General features: G+C 69.1%; 17 protein-coding genes and 2 tRNA genes. 1 reads left to right on the top strand and 18 read right to left on the bottom strand.

Annotated elements, in window-relative coordinates:
- Positions 1-5 precede the first annotated feature (5 nt).
- Positions 6-485 (top strand): hypothetical protein, encoded by a 480-nt coding sequence (locus ACFXMV_RS02445; RefSeq protein WP_378501823.1) that lies wholly within the window; start codon positions 6-8, stop codon positions 483-485.
- Positions 486-572: 87 nt separating this feature from the next.
- Here ACFXMV_RS02445 and ACFXMV_RS02440 read toward each other — a convergent pair whose 3' ends face one another.
- The 18 genes from ACFXMV_RS02440 to gnd all read right to left on the bottom strand — a co-directional run bounded on the left by ACFXMV_RS02440 (position 573) and on the right by gnd (position 20258).
- Complete coding sequence (locus ACFXMV_RS02440) at positions 573-1859, bottom strand: lipase family protein (RefSeq protein ID WP_378502616.1); 1287 nt, start codon at positions 1857-1859, stop codon at positions 573-575.
- Positions 1860-2182: 323 nt separating this feature from the next.
- Positions 2183-2830: a hypothetical protein gene (locus ACFXMV_RS02435; RefSeq protein ID WP_378502188.1), complete on the bottom strand. Its 648-nt coding sequence runs from the start codon at positions 2828-2830 to the stop codon at positions 2183-2185.
- A gap of 200 nt (positions 2831-3030) precedes the next feature.
- Positions 3031-3103: transfer RNA gene (locus tag ACFXMV_RS02430), tRNA-Ala, on the bottom strand.
- Positions 3104-3110: 7 nt separating this feature from the next.
- The gene (locus tag ACFXMV_RS02425) at positions 3111-3221 is read right to left on the bottom strand and encodes a DLW-39 family protein (RefSeq protein ID WP_378404388.1); all 111 of its coding nucleotides are present in this window, start codon (positions 3219-3221) and stop codon (positions 3111-3113) included.
- 27 nt (positions 3222-3248) lie between these two features.
- A tRNA-Ile gene (locus ACFXMV_RS02420) sits at positions 3249-3322 on the bottom strand.
- A 114-nt stretch (positions 3323-3436) separates the two neighbouring features.
- A complete protein-coding gene (locus tag ACFXMV_RS02415; protein ID WP_378502617.1) occupies positions 3437-4816 on the bottom strand; it encodes a DUF3566 domain-containing protein in 1380 nt (459 codons plus the stop codon).
- Positions 4816-7329, bottom strand: coding sequence for a DNA gyrase subunit A (gene gyrA / locus ACFXMV_RS02410; protein ID WP_378502618.1), 2514 nt, complete (start codon positions 7327-7329; stop codon positions 4816-4818). The genes ACFXMV_RS02415 and gyrA overlap by 1 nt, the downstream gene beginning before the upstream one ends.
- Positions 7330-7607: 278 nt before the next feature.
- Positions 7608-8159 carry an ATP/GTP-binding protein gene (locus ACFXMV_RS02405; RefSeq protein ID WP_378499885.1) on the bottom strand — a complete coding sequence of 184 codons (552 nt, stop codon included), beginning with the start codon at positions 8157-8159 and terminating at the stop codon, positions 7608-7610.
- Between the two features lie 16 nt (positions 8160-8175).
- A complete protein-coding gene (locus ACFXMV_RS02400; protein WP_378502619.1) occupies positions 8176-8550 on the bottom strand; it encodes a DUF742 domain-containing protein in 375 nt (124 codons plus the stop codon).
- Between the two features lie 13 nt (positions 8551-8563).
- On the bottom strand, positions 8564-8980 hold the full coding sequence (locus ACFXMV_RS02395; RefSeq protein ID WP_378499887.1) for a roadblock/LC7 domain-containing protein: 417 nt from the start codon (positions 8978-8980) through the stop codon (positions 8564-8566).
- Positions 8981-8988: 8 nt separating this feature from the next.
- Positions 8989-11883 carry an ATP-binding protein gene (locus ACFXMV_RS02390; RefSeq protein ID WP_378502620.1) on the bottom strand — a complete coding sequence of 965 codons (2895 nt, stop codon included), beginning with the start codon at positions 11881-11883 and terminating at the stop codon, positions 8989-8991.
- A gap of 333 nt (positions 11884-12216) precedes the next feature.
- Complete coding sequence (gene gyrB, locus ACFXMV_RS02385) at positions 12217-14226, bottom strand: DNA topoisomerase (ATP-hydrolyzing) subunit B (RefSeq protein ID WP_378499889.1); 2010 nt, start codon at positions 14224-14226, stop codon at positions 12217-12219.
- Positions 14227-14399: 173 nt separating this feature from the next.
- Positions 14400-15353, bottom strand: coding sequence for an alpha/beta fold hydrolase (locus ACFXMV_RS02380; RefSeq protein WP_378502621.1), 954 nt, complete (start codon positions 15351-15353; stop codon positions 14400-14402).
- Between the two features lie 17 nt (positions 15354-15370).
- Positions 15371-16468 (bottom strand): PDR/VanB family oxidoreductase, encoded by a 1098-nt coding sequence (locus ACFXMV_RS02375; protein ID WP_378500922.1) that lies wholly within the window; start codon positions 16466-16468, stop codon positions 15371-15373.
- A gap of 38 nt (positions 16469-16506) precedes the next feature.
- A complete protein-coding gene (locus tag ACFXMV_RS02370; protein ID WP_378500921.1) occupies positions 16507-17415 on the bottom strand; it encodes a metal-dependent hydrolase in 909 nt (302 codons plus the stop codon).
- A gap of 105 nt (positions 17416-17520) precedes the next feature.
- On the bottom strand, positions 17521-18114 hold the full coding sequence (locus ACFXMV_RS02365) for a DUF721 family protein (RefSeq protein ID WP_378500920.1): 594 nt from the start codon (positions 18112-18114) through the stop codon (positions 17521-17523).
- 41 nt (positions 18115-18155) lie between these two features.
- A complete protein-coding gene (gene recF / locus ACFXMV_RS02360) occupies positions 18156-19346 on the bottom strand; it encodes a DNA replication/repair protein RecF (protein WP_378500919.1) in 1191 nt (396 codons plus the stop codon).
- Positions 19347-20258, bottom strand: a complete 912-nt coding sequence (gnd, locus tag ACFXMV_RS02355; RefSeq protein WP_378500918.1) for a phosphogluconate dehydrogenase (NAD(+)-dependent, decarboxylating) — start codon at positions 20256-20258, stop codon at positions 19347-19349.
- Positions 20259-20267: the final 9 nt, after the last annotated feature.

Raw genomic sequence — 20267 nt, 5'->3', positions numbered from 1 at the left:
GACAGATGACCCGCGCGACGAAGTCCACCCCGGTTTCTGTCCCCGCCCCGGCCGACCAGGCGCCCACCCTCACGGTCGTGACGCCCGTCCCCGAATCCACCGCGCTGAGCAGCGCATTGAGGCTCGCGCAGCTCGCCGCGCTCGGGTTCGCCAAGGGCACGGGCGGGGTCGCGAAGGGCACCGGTGTGGTGGCCAAGGGCACCGGGGCGATGAGCCTCTATCTCGGCCGTCAGGGCTACGCCCTGGCCAGGAAGGCGTTGGCCCGACGCAAGACCGTCCCGGCCCTCGCGCTCGTGGACGACAAGACCGTCGCCACCGTCGCCACCGCGCACGTCAAGGGGCGAGGGCGCGGCAGGCGGACGCTGCTCGTGGTCGGGCTGGGTGCGGCCGTGGCGGCAGGCGCCGTGTACCTCAAGCAGCGTCGCCGCGAGGTGCCGCCGATCGCCGCGGCCCCGCCGAGCCTGCGCGACCTCGAGACCTCCTGACGACCGGTCCCCGCGGGCGGATCACCCGTCGTTGTCGGGTCGCTCCGCAGGCTCCGCTCCCGCGGTGCTGACCGCCCGCGTCCGTCGTCAGACCGCGCAGGTGCTCGGCGCCGGGCGATCGTGGAACCGGTCGACCATGTAGGTCACCGCCTCGGGCAACCCGAGCACCAACGGCGCACCGTGGTTGATCACGGAACCCGGCAGCACACCCGGGAACGGGTTCTCGCTGAACTGGACGACCGCACCCCCGCCGCACCAGTCGCCCGCCAGCTCGCGCGCCTGGCCGAACGGCACGACATCGTCGTGCGTCCCGGACTGGATCAGGACCGGGGCCGACGGCGTCAGCTTGCCGATCCGCTGCCGCTCGAGCAGGTCCTTGGCCAGCGGCAGCCGGTCGAGCACCACCGACAGCGACTCCCCGCTCTTGGTGTACTCGCTGCTCTTCTGGAAGGCGAAGCGCGCGCCGGTCTCGACCACGCAGTAGCCCTGCGTCGCCGCCAGCATCGCCTTGCCCTTGTCGTTGAGCTCGGCCTCGATGAGTGGCTGGGACTCCGGGTACGCCTGGACGAGACCGTTGATCGCGTAGCCGATGGCGCCGGTGAGGAAGGAACCGTCGATCTGCTCGAGGGTCGCGGCGAGATCCGCGGGCGGGGCCCCGGCGTATGTGCCCTTCACGTCGAGCTCCGGCGCGTAGCCCTCGGCCAGCTCGGCCGCGGCGGCGGCGGCACCCCCGCCCTGCGAGTACCCCCAGAATCCGACGGGGCCGGTGGCGCTGATCGACGTCCCCGGCAGGTTCTTCGCAGCGCGCGCCGCGTCCAGGACGGCGTGGCCCTCGGCCGCACGGTTGACGTAGGTGTGTACGCCGGGCGTGCCGAGCCCGTCGTAGTCGGTGATGACGACGGCGATGCCCTGCAGCAGGAGAGCGTTGATGCCGAGCACCTCGTACTCGGTCATCAGCCCGATCGGCGCCTGGTAGGTCAGGAGCTGGTTCAGCAGCTTCGACGGCGCGCACTGATCGCCCTGGCCGTGGGTGCCGACCGCAAGGCTGACCAGCGGGCGGGGTCCCGGGCCGGTCCAGGCCGCCTGCGGGTCCAGGTAGGTGCCGGTGACCGCGTTGGGGGCGCCGTTCGCGTCGCTGCTGCGGTACATGATGCGACGACCGTCGGCGGGGAACGCGCCATCGGTTCCTGGTACCCGCAGTGCGAGCTCGGACGGTTCGCTGCGGATCAGGTCGCCGGGCGCGTGCGTCGACAGCTCGGACGGCGGCGTGTAGAAGTCCGCGGGCGCGGCGGTCGCCACGGGCGCGGCGATTCCGGCGACGATCACCGACAGGGCCGCCGCCGCGACGACACCCCGCCTCCAGTTTCCACGCACACTCTTGACCACAACCGACTCCGCCCATGTTTACCCAGTGGCCCCTACCACGAAGCCGTACGCACGGTAACACATACTTACCGACGGGTAAGTTGCCCGATTCGGCGGTCCGGACACCCGGCGCCGCGGCACTGAAACCGATTGCTGCACAGGTTTGTTCACAATTGCACAGGCTCCGGCTCCGTCGTCGAGCGTGCACCTTCCGGCGGCCCCACTCGGCGTTTGCCCCGAAAACTGCACTCTCGGCGGGGACGCAGCACACAGCCCGCGACCAGGATCGGGTCGCGGGCTGCGGACGAACTATCCGTTGGTGCTGCTGCGGGCTACGGCATCGCCGGGGCGGGCAGAGTCGGCATCGGACCGACGAACTGGAAGAACGCGGCCCGCAACGGTTCCCCGCCGACCATGTCCAATCCGATGACGCCGCCGATGAGCGACCCGATGATCGAGCCGGGGAAGCACCCGGCGAGCACGCCCACCACGCAGCCGACGAGGAGGCCGATGATGCCCCCGACGGTCTGGCCCACGATCCCGCCCATCTGAGCCTTCTGGATCTCGCCCATCAGGCGCTGCTGGTCCTGGGGGTTGTCCCAGGCGACCGGCTGGGCCAGCGACGGAATCGTGGTCGGGGTCAGCGTGAGGCGGCGGCCGGCGTCGCCGATCACGGGCGCGATCGAGTGCACCTCGCCGTTCACGCGGTACGCGAGGGGGACCGAACCGATGGCCGAGCCGTCCTCCCGGAGCACGCTCACCCCGGTCCCGTCCCCGGCGACACGGAACACACCCGCGTCCAGCAGGGTGACGACGGAGGTACCGCCGGGCCCGAGGCCGGCGCTGTAGCCGACACCCTGGTCCCGGCCTTGCATATGGGCACCCATCAACGCGGCTGGGTCGGCGTGCGCAGTGACCGCCCCGGCGCCCATCACGGCCGTCACGAACAGTGCAGTGGCGACAATCTTCCTGAGTTTCATGTCGGCTCCCGGGTTCGGTTGCGATTTCCCCCAGCCGAACAGTAGCCGAGCGGATGTGATCTCAAGCACATTTCGATGAACTCGTCTCGGCGCGCATCTGCCTGTGCCCCTTGCCAGCTGGCGGCGGACAAAACAAAACACCCCCCACCGGAGAGTGGGAGGTGTTGAGGTGACGCGATATCGATTTGTGATTGCTGCTGTGGAGCCTAGGAGATTCGAACTCCTGACATCTGCCTTGCAAAGGCAGCGCTCTACCAACTGAGCTAAGGCCCCGTCCGCGCTAGCGGCTGGTGACCTCGTGCCAGACATCCTCACTGCGGTGCTGCGACCGCAGCTTCGTCAGTCCGAAGAGGACGGTCACAACGGCTGCTGCGAGAAGCAGAACCTTCATGCTCGAACCCTTCGTCGGCACGGGGAGTGGGCCTAGGAGGACTTGAACCTCCGACCTCTTCCTTATCAGGGAAGCGCTCTAACCGCCTGAGCTATAGGCCCGTAACCAAGGTCCCGGGAAACACGTCGAACGTTGTCTCCCTGAACCGAGGCATGAGATTACCCCACCGACCGGCCGCGACCAAAACGGGGCCGGTGGGGAACCAAAACCTCAGGTCAGTCGCGGTCGGCGAGGGTCACTTCGACCCCGCCGACGAGGTCCGTGCAGAGGTTGTAGATGAACGATCCGATGGTTGCCAGGGCCGTGAAGAGCACCACGTTGATGGCACCGATCAGCGCGGCGTAGCCGAACACCTGTCCCGCGCTGACGAGTCCCTCGTCGCCCGTCTCCGACACGATGTCGGTGAAGGCGTTGTTCAGGCGGTCCCAGACTCCCATGCCGTCGAGCACGACGTAGAGGAACCCGACGGCGAACATCCACACGAAGAACAGTGCCACCGAGATCACCAGCGACACCTTGAGCGTGGACCAGGGGTCGACCTTGCGAACCTGGATGGTCGCGCGCAGCGGCTCGCCGCCGACCGCCTCGGACGGCACCGCCACGAGCGCGGGCTGCGCACCGGTCTTGGGGCCCGAAGCGGCCGCCACGGCCGTATCACCGGGCAGCGGATGCTTGACCGCGGACAGGTCCGGCAGGTCCTTGGCGAGATCGGAGCGGTCGATGTGCCGGGTCGGCCCGTCGATCACCGCGGTCTTGGCCTTGGCTGCCTCCTTGCGGGCCGTCTTCGCCGGGTCGGCCCCTGGGGCACCCGCCGCGGGCTTGCCTGCCGCAGGGGCGCCCGGACGCGTCCCCGGCGCGCCGCCAGGGGAACCGGGACGGGTACCCGGACCACCCGCGGTCGACGCCGGACGTGCACCCGGCGCGCCGGCCGGAGTACCGGGGCGGGTCCCCGGCGCCCCGCCGGGGGAACCGGGACGGGTGCCCGGACCACCCGCGGTCGAGGCCGGGCGGGCGCCCGGACCCGTCGCGGGCGACGCCGGGCGGGTAGCCCCCGGGCCGCCGGCCGGGGAACCGGGACGGGTGCCGGGACCGGTGGCCGGACCCCCGTTCTGCTGGGGCCGCTGAGCGGGCGGCTGGGCGGGCCGACCCTGCGGCGACGCCGGGGCGGTGCCACCCTGCTGCGGACCACCGGCAGGCCGCGCACCCTGGGCCGGGCCTGCCGGTGTCGTGCCCGACGGCGGCACCTGGGCCGGCCTGGACGGTCCGGACGGCTGCTGCCCCTGCCCCTGCGGGCGTGGAGCCGTCTGACCCGCGCCATGCGCGGGCGGGACCGGAAGGTCCGTACCCGGAGCAGAATCCTTGCGCGGAGCGGCCGTGGGAGCCGGCTGCGCCGGCGCCGCGGACTGTCCAGTGGGCGGCGTCGCCGACGCCGGTGCGTCCGGCTTGGCCGACGAGGCGGGAGTCGACGGCGCGGGAGTCGACGGCGCCGCTGACGGTGTCCCGGCCGCCCCCTCCGGCGTGCCGGCCTTCGCCTGCGCCGCCGGTCCGGCAGGTGTCCCCTGCCGGTCGCTGCTGGGCTGGTTGGGAGTAGTCACTACGACTCCTTCGCTCCGTCGCTCGCGGCGGCGTCGGACTCGTCGGGTTCATCGGCGTTGCGCGCGATCGCGAGCAGGGTGTCGCCGTCCCCGAGATTCATCAACCGCACGCCCTTGGTCTGTCGGCCGGCCTTCCGCACCTGCTTGGCCGCGGTGCGGATCACTCCCCCACCGGAGGTGATGGCGTAGAGCTCGTCGTCGTCGTCGACGATGAGCGCTCCGACCAGGGTGCCACGCCGCTTGTCGTACTGAATCGTCAGCACGCCCTTGCCGCCGCGGCCCTGGACCGGGTAGTCCTCCATGGCGGTCCGCTTCGAGTACCCACCCGAGGTCGCGACCAGGAGATAGGTGCCGTCCCGCACGACGTTGAGCGAGAGCAGCTCGTCGTCGCCGTTGAAGCGCATGCCCTGCACGCCGGACGTGGCGCGGCCCATCGGCCGCAGCGCCTCGTCGGTGGCGGAGAACCGGATCGACTGCCCCTGCGCCGAGACCAGGAGCAGGTCGTTCTCCGCGGAGGCGAGCACCGCGCCGACCAGTTCGTCCTCGCCGCGCAGGTTCACCGCGACGATGCCGCCACTGCGGTTGGAATCGAAGTCGGTCAGCTTCGACTTCTTCACCAGGCCGTTGCGGGTGGCGAGCACCAGGTACGGCGCGTCCTCGTAGGTCTTGATCTGGATGATCTGGGCGATCCGCTCGTCCGGCTGGAAGGCCAGCAGGTTCGCCACGTGCTGACCGCGGGCGGTGCGGCTGGCCTCGGGCAGCTCGTAGGCCTTCGCCCGGTACACCCGACCCTTGGTGGTGAAGAACAGGATCCAATCGTGGGTCGAGCTGACGAAGAAGTGCTTGACGATGTCGTCCTGCTTGAGCCCGGCGCCCTGCACGCCCTTGCCGCCGCGCTTCTGCGAGCGGTAGAGGTCGGTCTTCGTCCGCTTGGCGTAGCCGGTCTCGGTGATGGTGACCACCACGTCCTCGCGGGCGATCAGGTCCTCGTCGTTGACGTCGCCGTCGGCCGCGATGATGCGGGTGCGCCGGTCGTCGCCGTACTTGTCGACGATCTCCTTGAGCTCATCGCGCACGATCGCGCGCTGCCGCTCGGGCTTGGCCAGGATGTCCTGGTAGTCCGCGATCTCGCGCTCGATCTCGGCGAGCTCGTCGATGATCTTCTGACGCTCGAGGGCCGCGAGGCGACGCAGCTGCATGGCGAGGATCGCGTCGGCCTGGATCTCGTCGACGTCGAGCAGCTCGATCAGTCCGGCCCGGGCGATGTCGACGGTCTGCGAGGCCCGGATCAGCGCGATGACCTCGTCGAGCGCGTCGAGCGCCTTGACCAGTCCGCGCAGGATGTGGGCCCGCTCCTCGGCCTTGCGCAGCAGGTACTTGGTGCGCCGGACGATCACTTCGAGCTGGTGGGTGGTGTAGAGGCGGATCATCTGATCCAGTCGCAGGGTGCGCGGCACCCCGTCGACGATGGAGAGCATGTTGCAGCCGAAGCTGGTCTGCAGCTGGGTGTGCTTGTAGAGGTTGTTGAGCACCACCTTCGCCACCGCGTCACGCTTGACGGTGACGACGATGCGCATGCCGACACGGTCCGAGGACTCGTCGTGGATGTCGGAGATACCCGCGATCTTGGCGTCGCGCACCTGCTCGGCGATCGAGGTGATCAGGTTGTCCGGGTTCACCTGGTAAGGCAGCTCGGTGATCACGATCGTGGTGCGCCCCTTGGCGTCCTCCTCGATCTCCACGACGCCGCGCATCCGGACCGAGCCGCGGCCGGTGTGGTACGCGTCGCTGATGCCCTGGCCGCCGACGATCAGGCCCGCGGTCGGGAAGTCTGGTCCCTTGATCCGCTCCATCACCGCGGCGAGGGTGGCCTCCTCGTCCGCCTCGTAGTTCTCCAGCGCCCAGTAGATGGCCTCGGCGACCTCACGCAGGTTGTGCGGCGGGATGTTGGTGGCCATGCCGACGGCGATGCCACCGGAACCATTGATCAACAGGTTGGGGATACGGCTGGGGAGAACCGTCGGCTCTTGCGTCTTGCCGTCGTAGTTCGGCGCGAAATCGACGGTGTCGTGATCGATTTCGCGGAGCATCTCCATCGCGAGCGGCGTGAGCCGGCACTCGGTGTAACGCATCGCGGCCGCGCCGTCGTTGCCGCGGGAGCCGAAGTTGCCCTGGCCGTCGACGAGCGGGTAACGCAGCGACCACGGCTGGGCCATACGGACCAGGGTGTCGTAGATCGAGGTGTCGCCGTGCGGGTGGTAGTTACCCATCGTGTCGGCGACCGGTCGCGCAGACTTCACGTAGCCGCGGTCCGGGCGGTACCCGTTGTCGTACATCGCATAGAGCACGCGGCGGTGCACGGGCTTGAGGCCGTCGCGCACGTCCGGCAGGGCGCGGCCCACGATCACGCTCATCGCGTAGTCGATGTAGCTGCTCTGCATCTCTTGCTGAATGTCGACGGGCTCGATGCGGTCGTGCCCCGTCCCCTCAGGCGGCAACGTGGTGTCGGTCATGAGCTCCTCTTCTACTCGGCTTCGCGTCTCCTCGCGGACTGCCCGCCTCGCAGGATGTCGCGCAACCACCCGAGTCTATAGGTGCAGGTCAGCTAGACCCGGCATCACTCGCGGATTGTCGGCAGTTACGAGGGGGAACACGCCGTACCGGCGCCCGAGTCCGCAGGTCGAACCGTCGACCGTCGAGGTCGCCCACAGCCGAAACCGGCCTCCCGTCGACGACGGGAGGCCGGTGCGGCTGGCTCGCTTCGCGGCGCCACCGAGCATGAGGGAACGGGTTACGAGACCGGCTGACCCAGCCTGCGCAGGGCGTACTCGGTCACCGCGACCAATCCGCCCTTGGCCGACTCCCGATCGCGGGCGTCGATGGACATGATCGGGACATCGGGCGACAACGCCAGGGCCTGCCGGATGTCCTCGATCGGGTATCGCGGCGCGTCGTCGAACTCGTTGATCGCCACCAGGAATGGCAGCTGACGAGCCTCGAAGAAATCGACCGCGGCGAAGCTCTCGTCGAGCCTGCGGGTGTCGATCAGCACGATCGCCCCGATGGCGCCGCGGATCAGGTCATCCCACATGAACCAGAACCGGTGCTGTCCCGGCGTCCCGAACAGGTACAGGACCAGGTCGTCGGCGAGGCTGATGCGACCGAAGTCCATGGCGACGGTGGTCGTGGCCTTCTGCGGGATCCCCGCGAGGTTGTCGACGCCGTCGGAGGCGTTCGTCACCAGTGCCTCGGTCCGGAGCGGCACGATCTCGGAGACGGCCCCGACCAGGGTTGTCTTGCCCACGCCGAATCCACCGGCGATCACGATCTTTGTCGAGGTCACCCGATTCTGCTGGGCGCTAGATTTGGCGAAGTCCACCGAGGACCCTTTCGATAAGTTCCCGACGCTCGCTGTCGCTCGCGTCTTCTTGCAGCGTGGCCAGGATTCGGAGGTGGCCGGCCTCGACGAGGTCCGCCACCAGCACGCGCGCGACCCCGATGGGCACGCCCACCCTGGCGGCGATCTCCGCGAGCGAGGGCGACTGCGCGCACAAGGCCACGATCGTGGCCTCGATGTCACCCAGGTCCCAGTTCCGGTTGTCCGGGTCGGGCAGGACCTGGATCAGCGCCTCCAGCGCCAGCTCCACCGCGGGCTTCGTGCGCCCCGAGGTGAGGGAGTACGGCCGGACCAGGCTCGGCCCGGCCTCCGTCTCTGCGTTGTGCTGCTCGTCCATGGCCACCTCGGAATCAGGTCCCGATCACGGCTCGCGGCGTCGCCTGCACGGAGGCGCCGACGCGATCGACCAGGAGTGCCATCTCGTAACCGACCTGGCCGATGTCGCATCCAGAGGAGGTGAGCGCCGCGAGGTGGGAGCCGTCACCGACGCTCATCAGCAGCAGGTACCCGTGCTGCATCTCGACGACGGACTGAAGGACGCCGCCGCCCTCGAACAGTCGGGAGACCCCGGCCGACAGGCTCGCCAGCCCGGAGGTGACCGCCGCCAGCTGCTCGGCACGGTCCACCGGCAGCTGCGCACTTCCGGCCATGAGCAGGCCGTCCGCCGACACCAGCACGGCGTGCGAGACGCCAGGCACCTCACGGGCGAAGTTCGAAACCAACCAGTCGAGCGAGTAGCCGCCCGCGGATCCCTGATCCATGTTCATCTGTCTCCTTAGATGCTGTTGCGTTCGGCATGGCCGGCGGCGCGGCCGTCGCGGATGCCCTTTTGGTGGCGGCTGAGCTTCTCGCGGATGGCGTCCGGGTCGCGCAGCTTTGCAGTGGTGATCTTGTCAGCCCCGTCGACGCCACCGGGCACCAACTGGTGTCCCGGCTGACGCTGCGGGAGCCCGGAGTCGGTGTGGGACTCCACACGTGGCGCGCTGGCACGCTTCGCCGCATCCCAGCCCTCGTCCGCGGCCGAGGTCCAGCTCCGGTTGCCCTCCCCCGCCGTCGGTGCCGTCAACCAGTCAGAGACGATGCCGGTCGAGACCATGCCGCTGAAGATCGGCGTGGTCTCCTGCGGGTGCATGATCGGGCGCAGCGGCTCGACGTTCGCCCGCGGCTGGAAGAACGACGCGGTCTTCTGCGAGTTCACCCGGTAGCGGTGCTGCGTCGTGCTGGTCGGCTCGGCGTCGCCCTCCGGCCCGACGGCCGTCGATTCGGAGACCGGAACGGGTGCTGCGGTCGGGGCGCTCACCGGCGCCACGGGTGCGGGACCGGTCATGTCCTGGCTGGGCAACGGCAGCCCGCTTGTCGCACCGGGCGTGCGCTGCGGCAGCCCGCTGGTCGCACCGGGCGTGCGCTGCGGCAGACCGTTCGGCGCGACCGGAGCCGGATGCGGCGACCCGTTCGGCGCGACCGGGCCGCGCTGGGGCAGACCGGACGGCGCGATCGGGTTGCGCTGGGGCAGACCGTTCGGCGCGACCGGAGCCGGATGCGGCGACCCGTTCGGCGCGACCGGGCCGCGCTGCGGCAGACCGGACGGCGCGATCGGGTTGCGCTGGGGCAGACCGTTCGGCGCGACCGGAGCCGGATGCGGCGACCCGTTCGGCGCGACCGGGCCACGCTGCGGCAGACCGATCGGGCCGGTGGTCAGCGGACCGGGACCCACGGTGACGGTGACCGGGACGGCAGGCTCCGCGACGGCGACCTGTTCCCCGGTGACCGCGTTGCCCTCGGAATCGACCCGGGCCTGCGGGCCCGTCATCTCCATCGTCATCGGCGAGACGAGAGCGGTGTGCGGAATGTGCACGCTCACGGTCACGCCCTGGTTGCGGGCGGTGTCGAAGGTCGGCCGCATCCGCACGGTCAGCCCGTGCTGGTCCGCGAGCCGGCTGATCACGAACAGGCCCATGTGGCGGGCGGTCTCCGGGCTCACCTCGCCGCCGGAGGCGAGGCGGTCGTTGATGACCACCATCTCCGCGGCCGGGATGCCGATGCCGCGGTCGGTGATCTCGAGCAGGAGCCCACCGTCGACGGCACGCGAGAAGTTGAAGGTCACCTTGCTCTCCGGCGGCGACGCCCGAAGCGAGTTGTCCAGCAGCTCGGCCAGCAGGTGCACGATGTCCGTGGCGACGGCGCCACTGATGGCGCCCTGCGGCGTGGCCTTGATCTCGACCCGCTGGTAGTCCTCGACCTCGGACATCGCGGCACGCACGACGTCGCCGACCTGAACCGGCGCGGTGTGACCGCGGCGCGTCCTGGTACCCGACAGGATCAGCAGGTTCTCGCCGTTACGGCGCATGCGCGCGGCGAGGTGGTCGAGACGGAACAGGCTCTCCAGCCGCTTCGGGTCCTTCTCCTCGAACTCCAGGTTCTCGATCAGGCCGAGCTGCTGGTCGACCAGCGACTTGCTTCGTCGGGCCAGCGTCTCGAACATGTCGCCGATCCGCAGGCGCAGGTGCGCCTGCTCACCGGCGAGCCGCAGCGCCTGACCGTGAATATCGTCGACGGCGCGCGCGAGCTGACCGATCTCCTCGGTGGTCTGCACGGGAATCGGGTCGAACTCCATCACCCCGGAGTCGTCGCCGTCCTTGATCCGGTCGATGGCGTCGGGCAGATCCTGGTTCGCCACCTGGAGGGCGCCGCGGCGCAGCCGGCGGATCGGCTGGATCAGCGAACGCGCCACCAGCAGACCGAGCAGCGTCGCCGCGATCAGGGTGCCGAGGACGATGAGCGAGTCACGGATCGCGGCGCTGGTGGTTTCCTGTTCACGCGCGGCCACGGTCGACGCGATGGTCTGTGATGCCTCGTCGAGCATCGTGCCGTAGATCTCGACGCTCTCGAGCATCGAGGCTCGCAGGTCGAGCAGCGGCAGCGCGCCGCCGACAGACTCGTCGATGAGGGCGACCCGCGCGGTGTTGCGGTCGGTCAGTTCCTGGATCTTCGCGTCGGCCTGCGGGAACGACCGGGCGAGCGTGTCGATCATCGCCCGCTCCGCACCCGCCGCCGAGTACAGGGCGTTGAGCGAGGCATTCGGGTTCTTGAGCACCTCGAGTGCCGCGGTGACCTGATCGGCGAGCCGGCGCTGCGACGCCCACACGCCCACGAGGCGCGCGTGCGCGTTGAGCGCCTCCGGATCGTCGATCGGGAGGACCACATCGTCGATGACGCTGGTCATGTCCGCTCGGATGACGGCGGTCTTCGCGGGGAGCTCGGGGTCCGCGATGCCGTTGTTGGCGTCGTCGCGGATCTTCTCGATCCCGATCAGCGAGGTCCGCAGCTTCTCGGCGACCGCATCGGGGAAGGCCGGGTTATAGGTGGTGGCCCGGACCGCCACGATCGCCTTCTCCATCGCAACGATGTCCTCGTTGGTGACGGTCTTCGTCACGTATCCGGCGGACACGGTGCCGAAGACGGTGCCGAGGTCCACGATCTCGGGCACGTCGGCGACCTGCTTCGCCTGGTTGCGGAACTCGATGGCCTGGCTGACCTCGTTCTGCACCCGGAGCCCGCCGAGCACGACGGCAACGGTCAGCGGGACCGCGAGGACCGCGGCCACCTTCCACCGCAGGCCCCAGCCCTCGATGTTCCACAGTCGGCTCGACGGCGGTGTCTCAGTCTTCATCTTCCAAGCTCACTTTCCTCCCAGGTCCGGCACGACGGCCTGCATTCGTGCCGTACTCCCGATCGCGGAAAGCGAGTTCGCAGGGGTACGAGTCGAGACAGACGCCTAGGCGGTTCTGAAGTGTAGATGCCCGGGCGTTACACGTCGACGTTTGAATGTTTCCAAGCCGTGATCAAGTCGTGACCTTTCTACCGACCCCGCCCCCGAATAGGTGGAGTAGGTGACATCACGCGCAACATGCGCACCAGCAGACCCCTGACTAACCGCAGGGATCACGCCGAGTCGACCTGGTCGTGATTTGTATCACATTCGGCCGACCCGGCGCTAAACCGGTCAGACGTCCAGGAACCGGACGTCCTTCGCGTTGCGGGTGATGAAGCTGCGGCGCGCCTCGACGTCCTCGCCCATCAGGACGCTGAACAACTCGTCAGCCGCGGCGGCGTCGTCGAGCGTCACCAGCCGGAGCACCCGCACGCTGGGATCCATCGTGGTTTCCCACAGTTCCTTGGCGTTCATCTCTCCGAGGCCCTTGTACCGCTGGATGCCGTCGTCCTTGTTGATCTTCTTGCCCGACTTGAGGCCTGCGTCGAGCAGGCCGTCGCGCTCGCGGTCGGAATAGGCGAACTCCGGCTCGGACCGCTGCCACTTGAGCTTGTACAGCGGCGGCTGCGCGAGGTAGACGTGCCCGTGCTCGACCAGCGGCCGCATGAACCGGAACAGCAGCGTGAGCAGCAGCGTCGCGATGTGCTGGCCGTCGACGTCGGCGTCGGCCATCAGAACGATCTTGTGGTAGCGCAGCTTGGCGAGATCGAACTCGTCGTGGATGCCGGTGCCGAACGCGGTGATGATCGACTGGACCTCATTGTTCTTGAGGACGCGGTCGATCCGGGCCTTCTCGACGTTGATGATCTTGCCGCGCAGCGGGAGGATCGCCTGATACATCGAGTCGCGACCGGACTTCGCCGAGCCGCCTGCCGAGTCGCCCTCCACGATGTAGATCTCGGACTTGCTCGGGTCGTTGGACCGGCAGTCGGCCAGCTTGCCCGGCAGTCCGCCGAGGTCGGTCGCGCTCTTGCGCCGGACGAGCTCGCGGGCCTTGCGGGCCGCGACCCGCGCCTGCGCCGAGGAGACCGCCTTGTTGACGATCGTCTTGGCGTCGGCCGGGTTGGACTCGAACCAGTGCGAGAGGTGTTCGTTGCAGGCCTTCTGCACGAAGGACTTGACCTCGGTGTTGCCGAGCTTGGTCTTGGTCTGGCCCTCGAACTGGGGCTCGCCGACCTTGACGCTGACGATCGCGGCCAGGCCCTCGCGGATGTCGTCGCCGGTGAGGTTGCCGTCCTTGTCCTTGAGCAGCTTCTTGTCCTTGGCGTACTTGTTCACCACCGTGGTCAGGGCCGCACGGAAGCCCTCCTCGTGGGTGCCGCCCTCGTGGGTGTTGATGGTGTTGGCGAAGGTGTGCACGGACTCCGAGTAGCCGGAGTTCCACTGCATCGCGACCTCGAGCTCGTGGCCGGTGCCCTTCGCGGTGAACCCGACGACCGAGTTGTGGATCGCCTGCTTGGTCCGGTTGATGTGCCGGACGTAGTCCTCGAGGCCACCCGGGTAGTGGTACGTCCGGGTCCGGACGGACTGGACCTCGGGTGCCTTCGCCGCATCGGCGTCGTACTCGGCCTCGGCCGCGACCTCCGCGTCGGTGATCCGCTCGTCGGTGAGGGTGATGGTCAGGCCCTTGTTGAGGAACGCCATCTCCTGCAGCCGCCGCGCGACGGTTTCCGCGCTGTAGGTGGTGGTCTCGAAGATGTCCGGGTCCGCCCAGAACCGGACGGTGGTGCCGGTGCGCTTGGTCGCCTCGCCCTCCACCAGGGGCCCGGGCACGGCGAGGGTGTACGTCTGCGCCCACTGCTGGCCGTCGCGCGCGATCTCCAGCTCGACCTTGCTGGAGAGGGCGTTGACCACAGAGATGCCGACGCCGTGCAGGCCGCCGGACACCGCGTAGGAGTCCGAGTCGAACTTGCCGCCCGCGTGCAGCTGGGTCATGACGACCTCGACGGTCGGTACACCCGAGGCGTGCATGGCGACCGGGATGCCGCGGCCGTCGTCGACGACCTGGATGCCGCCGTCCGCCATCAGGGTGACGCCGACCGTGGAGGCGTAGCCCGCCATCGCCTCGTCGACCGAGTTGTCGACGACCTCCCAGATCAGGTGGTGCAGGCCCCGCTCACCGGTGGACCCGATGTACATGCCCGGGCGCTTGCGGACCGCCTCGAGACCCTCGAGGACGGTGATGGAGGAGGCGCCGTAGTCCTTGTTGGGAGTGCTCTTGTCTGATTTTTGGGCAGCCACGGGCGGGTTGCACTCCTTCTCATCTCCAGGCGGTCGCGGCCTGTCAGCGTCGACCGCGCGATACCCGGCCATCTTACTGTTACCGGCGTGGCCGGGGCCTCCAATGACACCCCTGAGCGCCCCGTGAGCGCATTTTCGGCCTCCGCGGTAGGTCGAAAGCTGGGCGATGTCCGTCAGGAGACGGCGGCGGAACCGTCCCCGCTGTCCCGGTCGAGAACGCTGTCGACGAATTCGGTGGTCAGCCGGGCGATGTCGGCCGCGTGCGAGATCGGCGACCAGTGGCCGGCCGGGATCTCGCGGCGCCGCAGGTCCGGCACCCACTGCTCGGTGTCCTCGTAGCCGACCGGGCGCACTGCGTGGTCGTGCTTGCTCAGGATCAGCTGGACCGGCACCGCGGTGCGGCGCTCCGCCGGGTGGAACAGCTTGGGCCGGATGTTGGCCCGGTACCGCTTGAGCCCGTTGATCATGTCCGAACGCAGGGTCGGCGCGGGGTGCACGAGCGCCGGGTCCATGCGGTCGAAGAACCGCAGGAAGGTCGGCCAGATCCGCGACATCCCGAGCCGGAAGGGCAGCGGTCCGAGCAGCGGCGTCTGGAACAGCACCGTGTAGGCCGACGCGACGGCCTGGGTCAGGCGCTTGTAGACCTTGCCGGGGGTGGGGTTGGTGAACCCCGCGCGCACCCAGGTTCCGAGGTGGTCGAGGTTCGGCCCCGACACCGAGGTGTACGACGCGACGCGGTTCTCGGCGCCCGGCTCGCACACCGCCTGCCAGCTCTCGACCGAGCCCCAGTCGTGCGCCAGCAGGTGCACGGGCTGATCGGGGCTGACGGCATCGAGCACCGCGAACAGGTCCTGCGCCAACAATTCCAGCCGATAGTCCTCGACCGCGCTCGGCACCGTGGACTGTCCGGAGCCGCGGGTGTCGTAGCTGATCACCCGGAACCGGTCCGTCAGGTGCGGCAGCACGTGCTCCCAGAGCTGGTGGGTGTCCGGCCAGCCGTGCACCAGCACCAGCGTCGGCCCGCTCGGGTTGCCCTGCTCGAACACCGCCAGGTCGACCGAACCGTTACGGACGGTACGGGCAACCACCGGAAGGATGGAACGGGAGTTGTTGGCACTGTTGGTCATTCGTAAGTCCTCCATCGTCAGAGATCGAGGACCAGGCGCTCGCGCCCGGTCGATCGGGACACACAGATCAGCATCGAGTCCTCGCGTTCCTCGTCGGTCAGACGGGTCTCGCGATGATCCGGTTCGCCCGAGAGGACCCGGACCTTGCAGGTTCCGCAGAAGCCCTGTTGGCACGAGTACCCGACGCCGGGCAGGCGCTCCTTGATCACGGTCAGGGCGGACTCGTCGGCGGGCACGGTGAGCACCTCGCCGGTGCTCGCCAACTGCACCTCGAACTCGCTACCGTCGAGAACCGGTGGGGCACCAAATCTCTCGTAATGCAGCGCGGTCGCCGGACTGTCGGCGAAGGCACGCCGCACGGTCTCGAGCATCGGGGTCGGGCCGCAGCAGTACACCGCACCGCCAGCGGCCGCGCGTCCGATCAGGTCGTCCGCGGTCGGGAGTCCGAACTCGTCGTCGGGACGAATGAAAACCCTTGATGGATCCCAGGACTCGATCTCGTCCAGGAAGGGCATCGACTCGCGTGATCGGCCCGAATAGACGAACTGCCAGTCCATCCCGGCCGCGCGGGCGGCCCGCACCATCGCCAGGATCGGGGTGATCCCGATGCCGCCCGCGACGAACAGGGCGCTGCCGTGCCCCACGAACGGAAATCCGTTTCGCGGGCCGCGGACGGTGACCGTGGTGCCCGGGGCCAGTCCGTGCATCTCGACCGATCCACCGCCGCCGTCCGGAATGGAGCGCACCGCGATCCGGTAGTGGGTCCGGTCGGCCGGGTCCCCACACAGCGAGTACTGCCGCCTGCGTCCCGAGGGCAGGTGGAAGTCGAGGTGGCAGCCGGGCTGCCAGGAAGGCAACTCGCCGCCGTCCAGGGCACCGAAGGTGAGCGCCGCGACGTTCTCATCTTGGGCCACGATGGTGCGTTCGGTCACCACGAGGGTCATCGCGGAGTCCGGGTTGTGACCCGCGTGCCCCGGGTCGTAGTCATGGCGGGCGACCGCGCCGACGTACCGGTCCGCGAACGCCTCGAGCGCTGTCATCACCCGGTCGCGGCGAGGACGGCCGCGCAGATCAGCGGGGACCGCGGGTCGGGACTCTTGCGATCGACGAATCATGGTTGGCAGCATCGATTTTCGTGTCCTGATGTGGGGGGTCAGCGGAGAGCGGCCTGTGCGGCGGGCGACGACGCGAGGTACGCCGCGGCCTGCGCGGTGGACCCCTCGCGGGAGGGGTGGTAGTCCCGGCGGAAGTACCGGCTCATCCGCCTGACCAGGTCGGTCGACGTCGGCAGCACGCCCCTACGGCCGGCGGCCCGGAAGTCCGACAAGCGCGGCCTGCGCCGGGCAGGCGCCCAGTGCGCGAGTTCGGGATCGTTGGCCATGAGAAAGCGGGTGCCCCGGATCCACAGGTACACCAGGACGGGGGTCGCCACCAGCTGGGTGCGCAGCCGGCGACTTTCCCGCTTGTCGAAGTACCGCATGACGTCGTAGGCCACCGAGCGGTGTTCGACCTCCTCGGAACCGTGCCAGCGGAGCAGGTCCAGCATCGTCGGGTGCACTCCGGCGGTGTCGAGTTGCCGGGCGTTGAGTACCCAGTCCCCGAGGAACGCCGTGACATGCTCGATCGCTGCGATCAGCGCGAGGCGTTCGACAAGGTAGTTTTCCCTGCGGCCTGCGGTGAGGGGGCGGGGCCCGAGCAGCGTGGTGAACAGCCAGTTCATCTGATCGGTGTACGGGGTGGTGTCCAGCCCCTTCGCCGCGAGGTGCCCGAGTACGCCGGAGTGCGCGTGCGAGTGCATCGCCTCCTGGCCGATGAAGCCCGCAACGTCGTCGCGCAGCTTCTCGTCCTCGATGAGGGGAAGAGCCTCCTTGAAGGTCTCGACGAACCAGTCCTCCCCCGCCGGCAGCAGGATGTGCATCACGTTGAAGACGTGGGTGGTGAACGGATCGCCCTCGACCCAGTGCATCGGCAGGTCGGACCAGTCGAATTCCACGTCGCGGGCCTGCAGCAGGATGTGGTCCGGCTCGGCGACGGCGGTGACGTGCGCGCTCTCGATGGACATGGAATCTCCTCCGGCACCCGATACCCGGGATGCCTGTGACACGGCTCATTCACTGTATGGCGAAGTAACCGTAACACGGAGTTATACGTACATCCAGGGGTCGGCTCAGCCGTAGGTGTCCCGCGGGCCGCGCCCCTTGATGTGCCGCTCGCCCTTGCGCCAGCTCGGCGCGGTGGGTCCGGTGATCCGCAGGCTCGTCACGATTCCGTCACCGACGGCCGCAGCGATTTTTGCCAGGATCTGGGACTGCAGCATCCGCAGCTGGGTGGCCCACGCCGTCGACTCGGCCGAAATGCTCAGCACGCCCTCGCGCAGCGCGATCGGTTCCGCGTGCGCGGAGATGTCCTCCCCGACGACCTGCTGCCAGCGGCCGAGGACCGTGCCCTCGGCGACCCGCGGCGACCAGCCCCGGCTCTTGGCGACCGCACCGGTCAACGCTCCGAAGGGTTGCGGATCCCGCCCGTCCGGACCGGCCCCGGACCAGCCCCGCCTCCCCGTACCCGGACGGAGCCGGGCCTTGGGCGACGAGCGTCCCTGTCCGACGGACTTGCCACTGGCCTTCGCGGCGGCCCGTGCCTCCTCCAGGGCCCGCCGGGCGAGATCGATTCCGCGCAGCTCCGCGACGGGCTCGGCGCCCGCTGCCGGGGTATCCCCGGATTCCGCGTCGCCGCCTCGTGCGGGGATCGTCTCGTCTGCCATCCGCGCTCCCTTCCGTGTGTCGTCGATGATAGGGGCGGGGCTCAGACGAGCCGGGAGATCCGGCCTGCCGCGGTGGTGACGGCCTCGATGCCGAACCTCGTCGCGTCCAGTTCCGCCGGCACATCCTCCGCGACAGCCGCGGTGATGAGCACCTGCTCCGCATCCGCAGCCACGGCGGCCAACGCGCTCCGCCGGGTGCGATCGAGCTCGGCGAACACGTCGTCGAGCATCAGCACCGGATCGGTACCGTCGGCGCGCAACAGCGCGAAGGCGGCGAGCCGCAGCGAAAGGGCGAACGACCAGGACTCGCCATGGCTGGCGAAACCCTTTGCCGGCTGGTCGCCGAGGTGCAGTTCCAGATCGTCGCGGTGCGGCCCGACCAGGCAGACACCGCGATCGATCTCACGCTGCCGGGACACGGCGAGCTCATTGAGGAAGCTCGCCTCCAGCAACTCCACGTCATCCCGAGTCCAGTGGTGATCCGGCTCGAGTAGTTCCGGGGGCATCGAGGCGCCGAGGCTGCTCCGGTACCTGATCGAGGCGGGCCGGGACTCGGGGGCGATGCCACGGTACGAGGTAGCGACGTGCGGGCCGACCTCGGCGACCAGCCGCAACCGACCGGCCAGGAGTTCCGCTCCGTGCGCGGCGAGATGTCCGTCCCAAACATCAAGGGTGGCAAGGGCACTCGTGCCATCTGTCGATCGACTGCCCCGTCGCAACGCGCTGCCCGCGGTCTTGAGCAGGGCCGATCGTTGCCGGAGCACCTTCTCGTAGTCCGCCTTGACCGCGGCCATCCGCGGGAGTCGGGAGCAGAGCAGTTCGTCGAGGTAGCGACGCCGGTCCCCAGGGTCGCCGCGAACCAGGGACAAATCCTCGGGAGCGAACAGGACGCTGTGCAAGACGCCCAGGATTTCGCGTGGTCGCCGCACCGGGGATCCGTTCATCCTCGCGCGGTTCGCCCGGCCGTCGTTGATCTCGAGGTCGATCGCCAGTTCGCGGCCGTCGTTGACGACCACCGCGCCGATCTGGGCCTGGCCCGCACCGGCCCGGATCAGCGGTGCGTCGGTCGAAACACGATGCGACGACAGGGCGGACAGGTAGCCGAGCGCCTCGAGCAGGTTCGTCTTGCCGTGCCCGTTGGGCCCGACGAACAGGGTGACCCCCGGCCCGGGTTCGAGGGTGATGCCGTCCCAGGATCGGAAATCCCTGAGCGTGAATTTACGAACGAACACCTATCCGGATTCCGACACCCGCTGTACCGCGTGACCACCGAACTGGTTGCGCAGCGCCGAGACGGCCTTCATCGCAGGCGAGTCGGACTGCCTGGAGGCGAACCGTGCGAACAGCGCGGCGGAGATCACGGGAGCGGGGACCGCATGGTTGATCGCTTCTTCGACCGTCCACCGACCCTCGCCGGAATCCTCCGTATAGCCCGAGATCTCGGCAAAATCGGGATCCTCGTCCAGGGCCTTGACCAGGAGGTCTAGCAACCAGGACCGGACGACGGTGCCCTTGGTCCAGGCCCGCAGCACCCCGTGCACGTCGGTGACCAGGTCCTCGGCCTCGAGCAATTCGAAGCCCTCGGCGTAGGCGTGCATCAGGCCGTATTCGATGCCGTTGTGGATCATCTTCGAGTAGTGCCCCGCACCGACCGGGCCCGCATGGACGAAACCGTCGGCGCGCTCACCCTCGGGACGGAGCGCGTCGAAGACCGGCAGCACGCGGGCCACGTCGGCATCCGAGCCGCCGACCATCAGGCCGTATCCGTTCTCCAGGCCCCAAATGCCGCCTGACACACCGCAATCAAGGAATCCGATGCCGTGTTCGGCGAGCTGCTCGGCGTGGATCTTGTCTTCGGTGAAGCGGGAGTTGCCGCCGTCGACGACCAGGTCGCCCTCGTCGAGCACCGTGGCGAGCGCCGTGATGGTCTCCCTGGTCACCGTGCCCGACGGGACCATCACCCACACCACTCGCGGCGCCTGGAGTGCGCCGGCGAGCGCGGCCAGCGACTCGACATCCGTCACCTCTGGGCGAGGGTCGTAGCCGACCACCTCGTGACCGTGTGCGCGGAGCCGATCGCGCATGTTGAAACCCATCTTGCCCAGACCGACCAGTCCCAGCTGCATTGTTCGGCTTCCCTTCACTCGCGGGTG

The organism is Rhodococcus sp. NPDC059179 (assembly GCF_042754885.1).
GTDB lineage: Bacteria > Actinomycetota > Actinomycetes > Mycobacteriales > Mycobacteriaceae > Rhodococcus_G.
The sequence above is the reverse complement of the archived record's forward strand: the minus strand, read 5'-3'. Positions and strand labels throughout refer to the sequence as shown.

Bases quoted from the DNA above. Each gene is read 5' to 3' on its own strand.
- ACFXMV_RS02445 (WP_378501823.1), top strand. From the start codon at position 6: ATGACCCGCGCGACGAAGTCCACCCCGGTTTCTGTCCCCGCCCCGGCC.
- ACFXMV_RS02435 (WP_378502188.1), bottom strand. From the start codon at position 2,830: ATGAAACTCAGGAAGATTGTCGCCACTGCACTGTTCGTGACGGCCGTG.
- ACFXMV_RS02425 (WP_378404388.1), bottom strand. From the start codon at position 3,221: ATGAAGGTTCTGCTTCTCGCAGCAGCCGTTGTGACCGTCCTCTTCGGA.
- gyrA (WP_378502618.1), bottom strand. From the start codon at position 7,329: ATGACCGACACCACGTTGCCGCCTGAGGGGACGGGGCACGACCGCATC.
- ACFXMV_RS02400 (WP_378502619.1), bottom strand. From the start codon at position 8,550: ATGGACGAGCAGCACAACGCAGAGACGGAGGCCGGGCCGAGCCTGGTC.
- ACFXMV_RS02395 (WP_378499887.1), bottom strand. From the start codon at position 8,980: ATGAACATGGATCAGGGATCCGCGGGCGGCTACTCGCTCGACTGGTTG.
- ACFXMV_RS02390 (WP_378502620.1), bottom strand. From the start codon at position 11,883: ATGAAGACTGAGACACCGCCGTCGAGCCGACTGTGGAACATCGAGGGC.
- ACFXMV_RS02380 (WP_378502621.1), bottom strand. From the start codon at position 15,353: ATGACCAACAGTGCCAACAACTCCCGTTCCATCCTTCCGGTGGTTGCC.
- ACFXMV_RS02375 (WP_378500922.1), bottom strand. From the start codon at position 16,468: ATGATTCGTCGATCGCAAGAGTCCCGACCCGCGGTCCCCGCTGATCTG.
- ACFXMV_RS02370 (WP_378500921.1), bottom strand. From the start codon at position 17,415: ATGTCCATCGAGAGCGCGCACGTCACCGCCGTCGCCGAGCCGGACCAC.
- ACFXMV_RS02365 (WP_378500920.1), bottom strand. From the start codon at position 18,114: ATGGCAGACGAGACGATCCCCGCACGAGGCGGCGACGCGGAATCCGGG.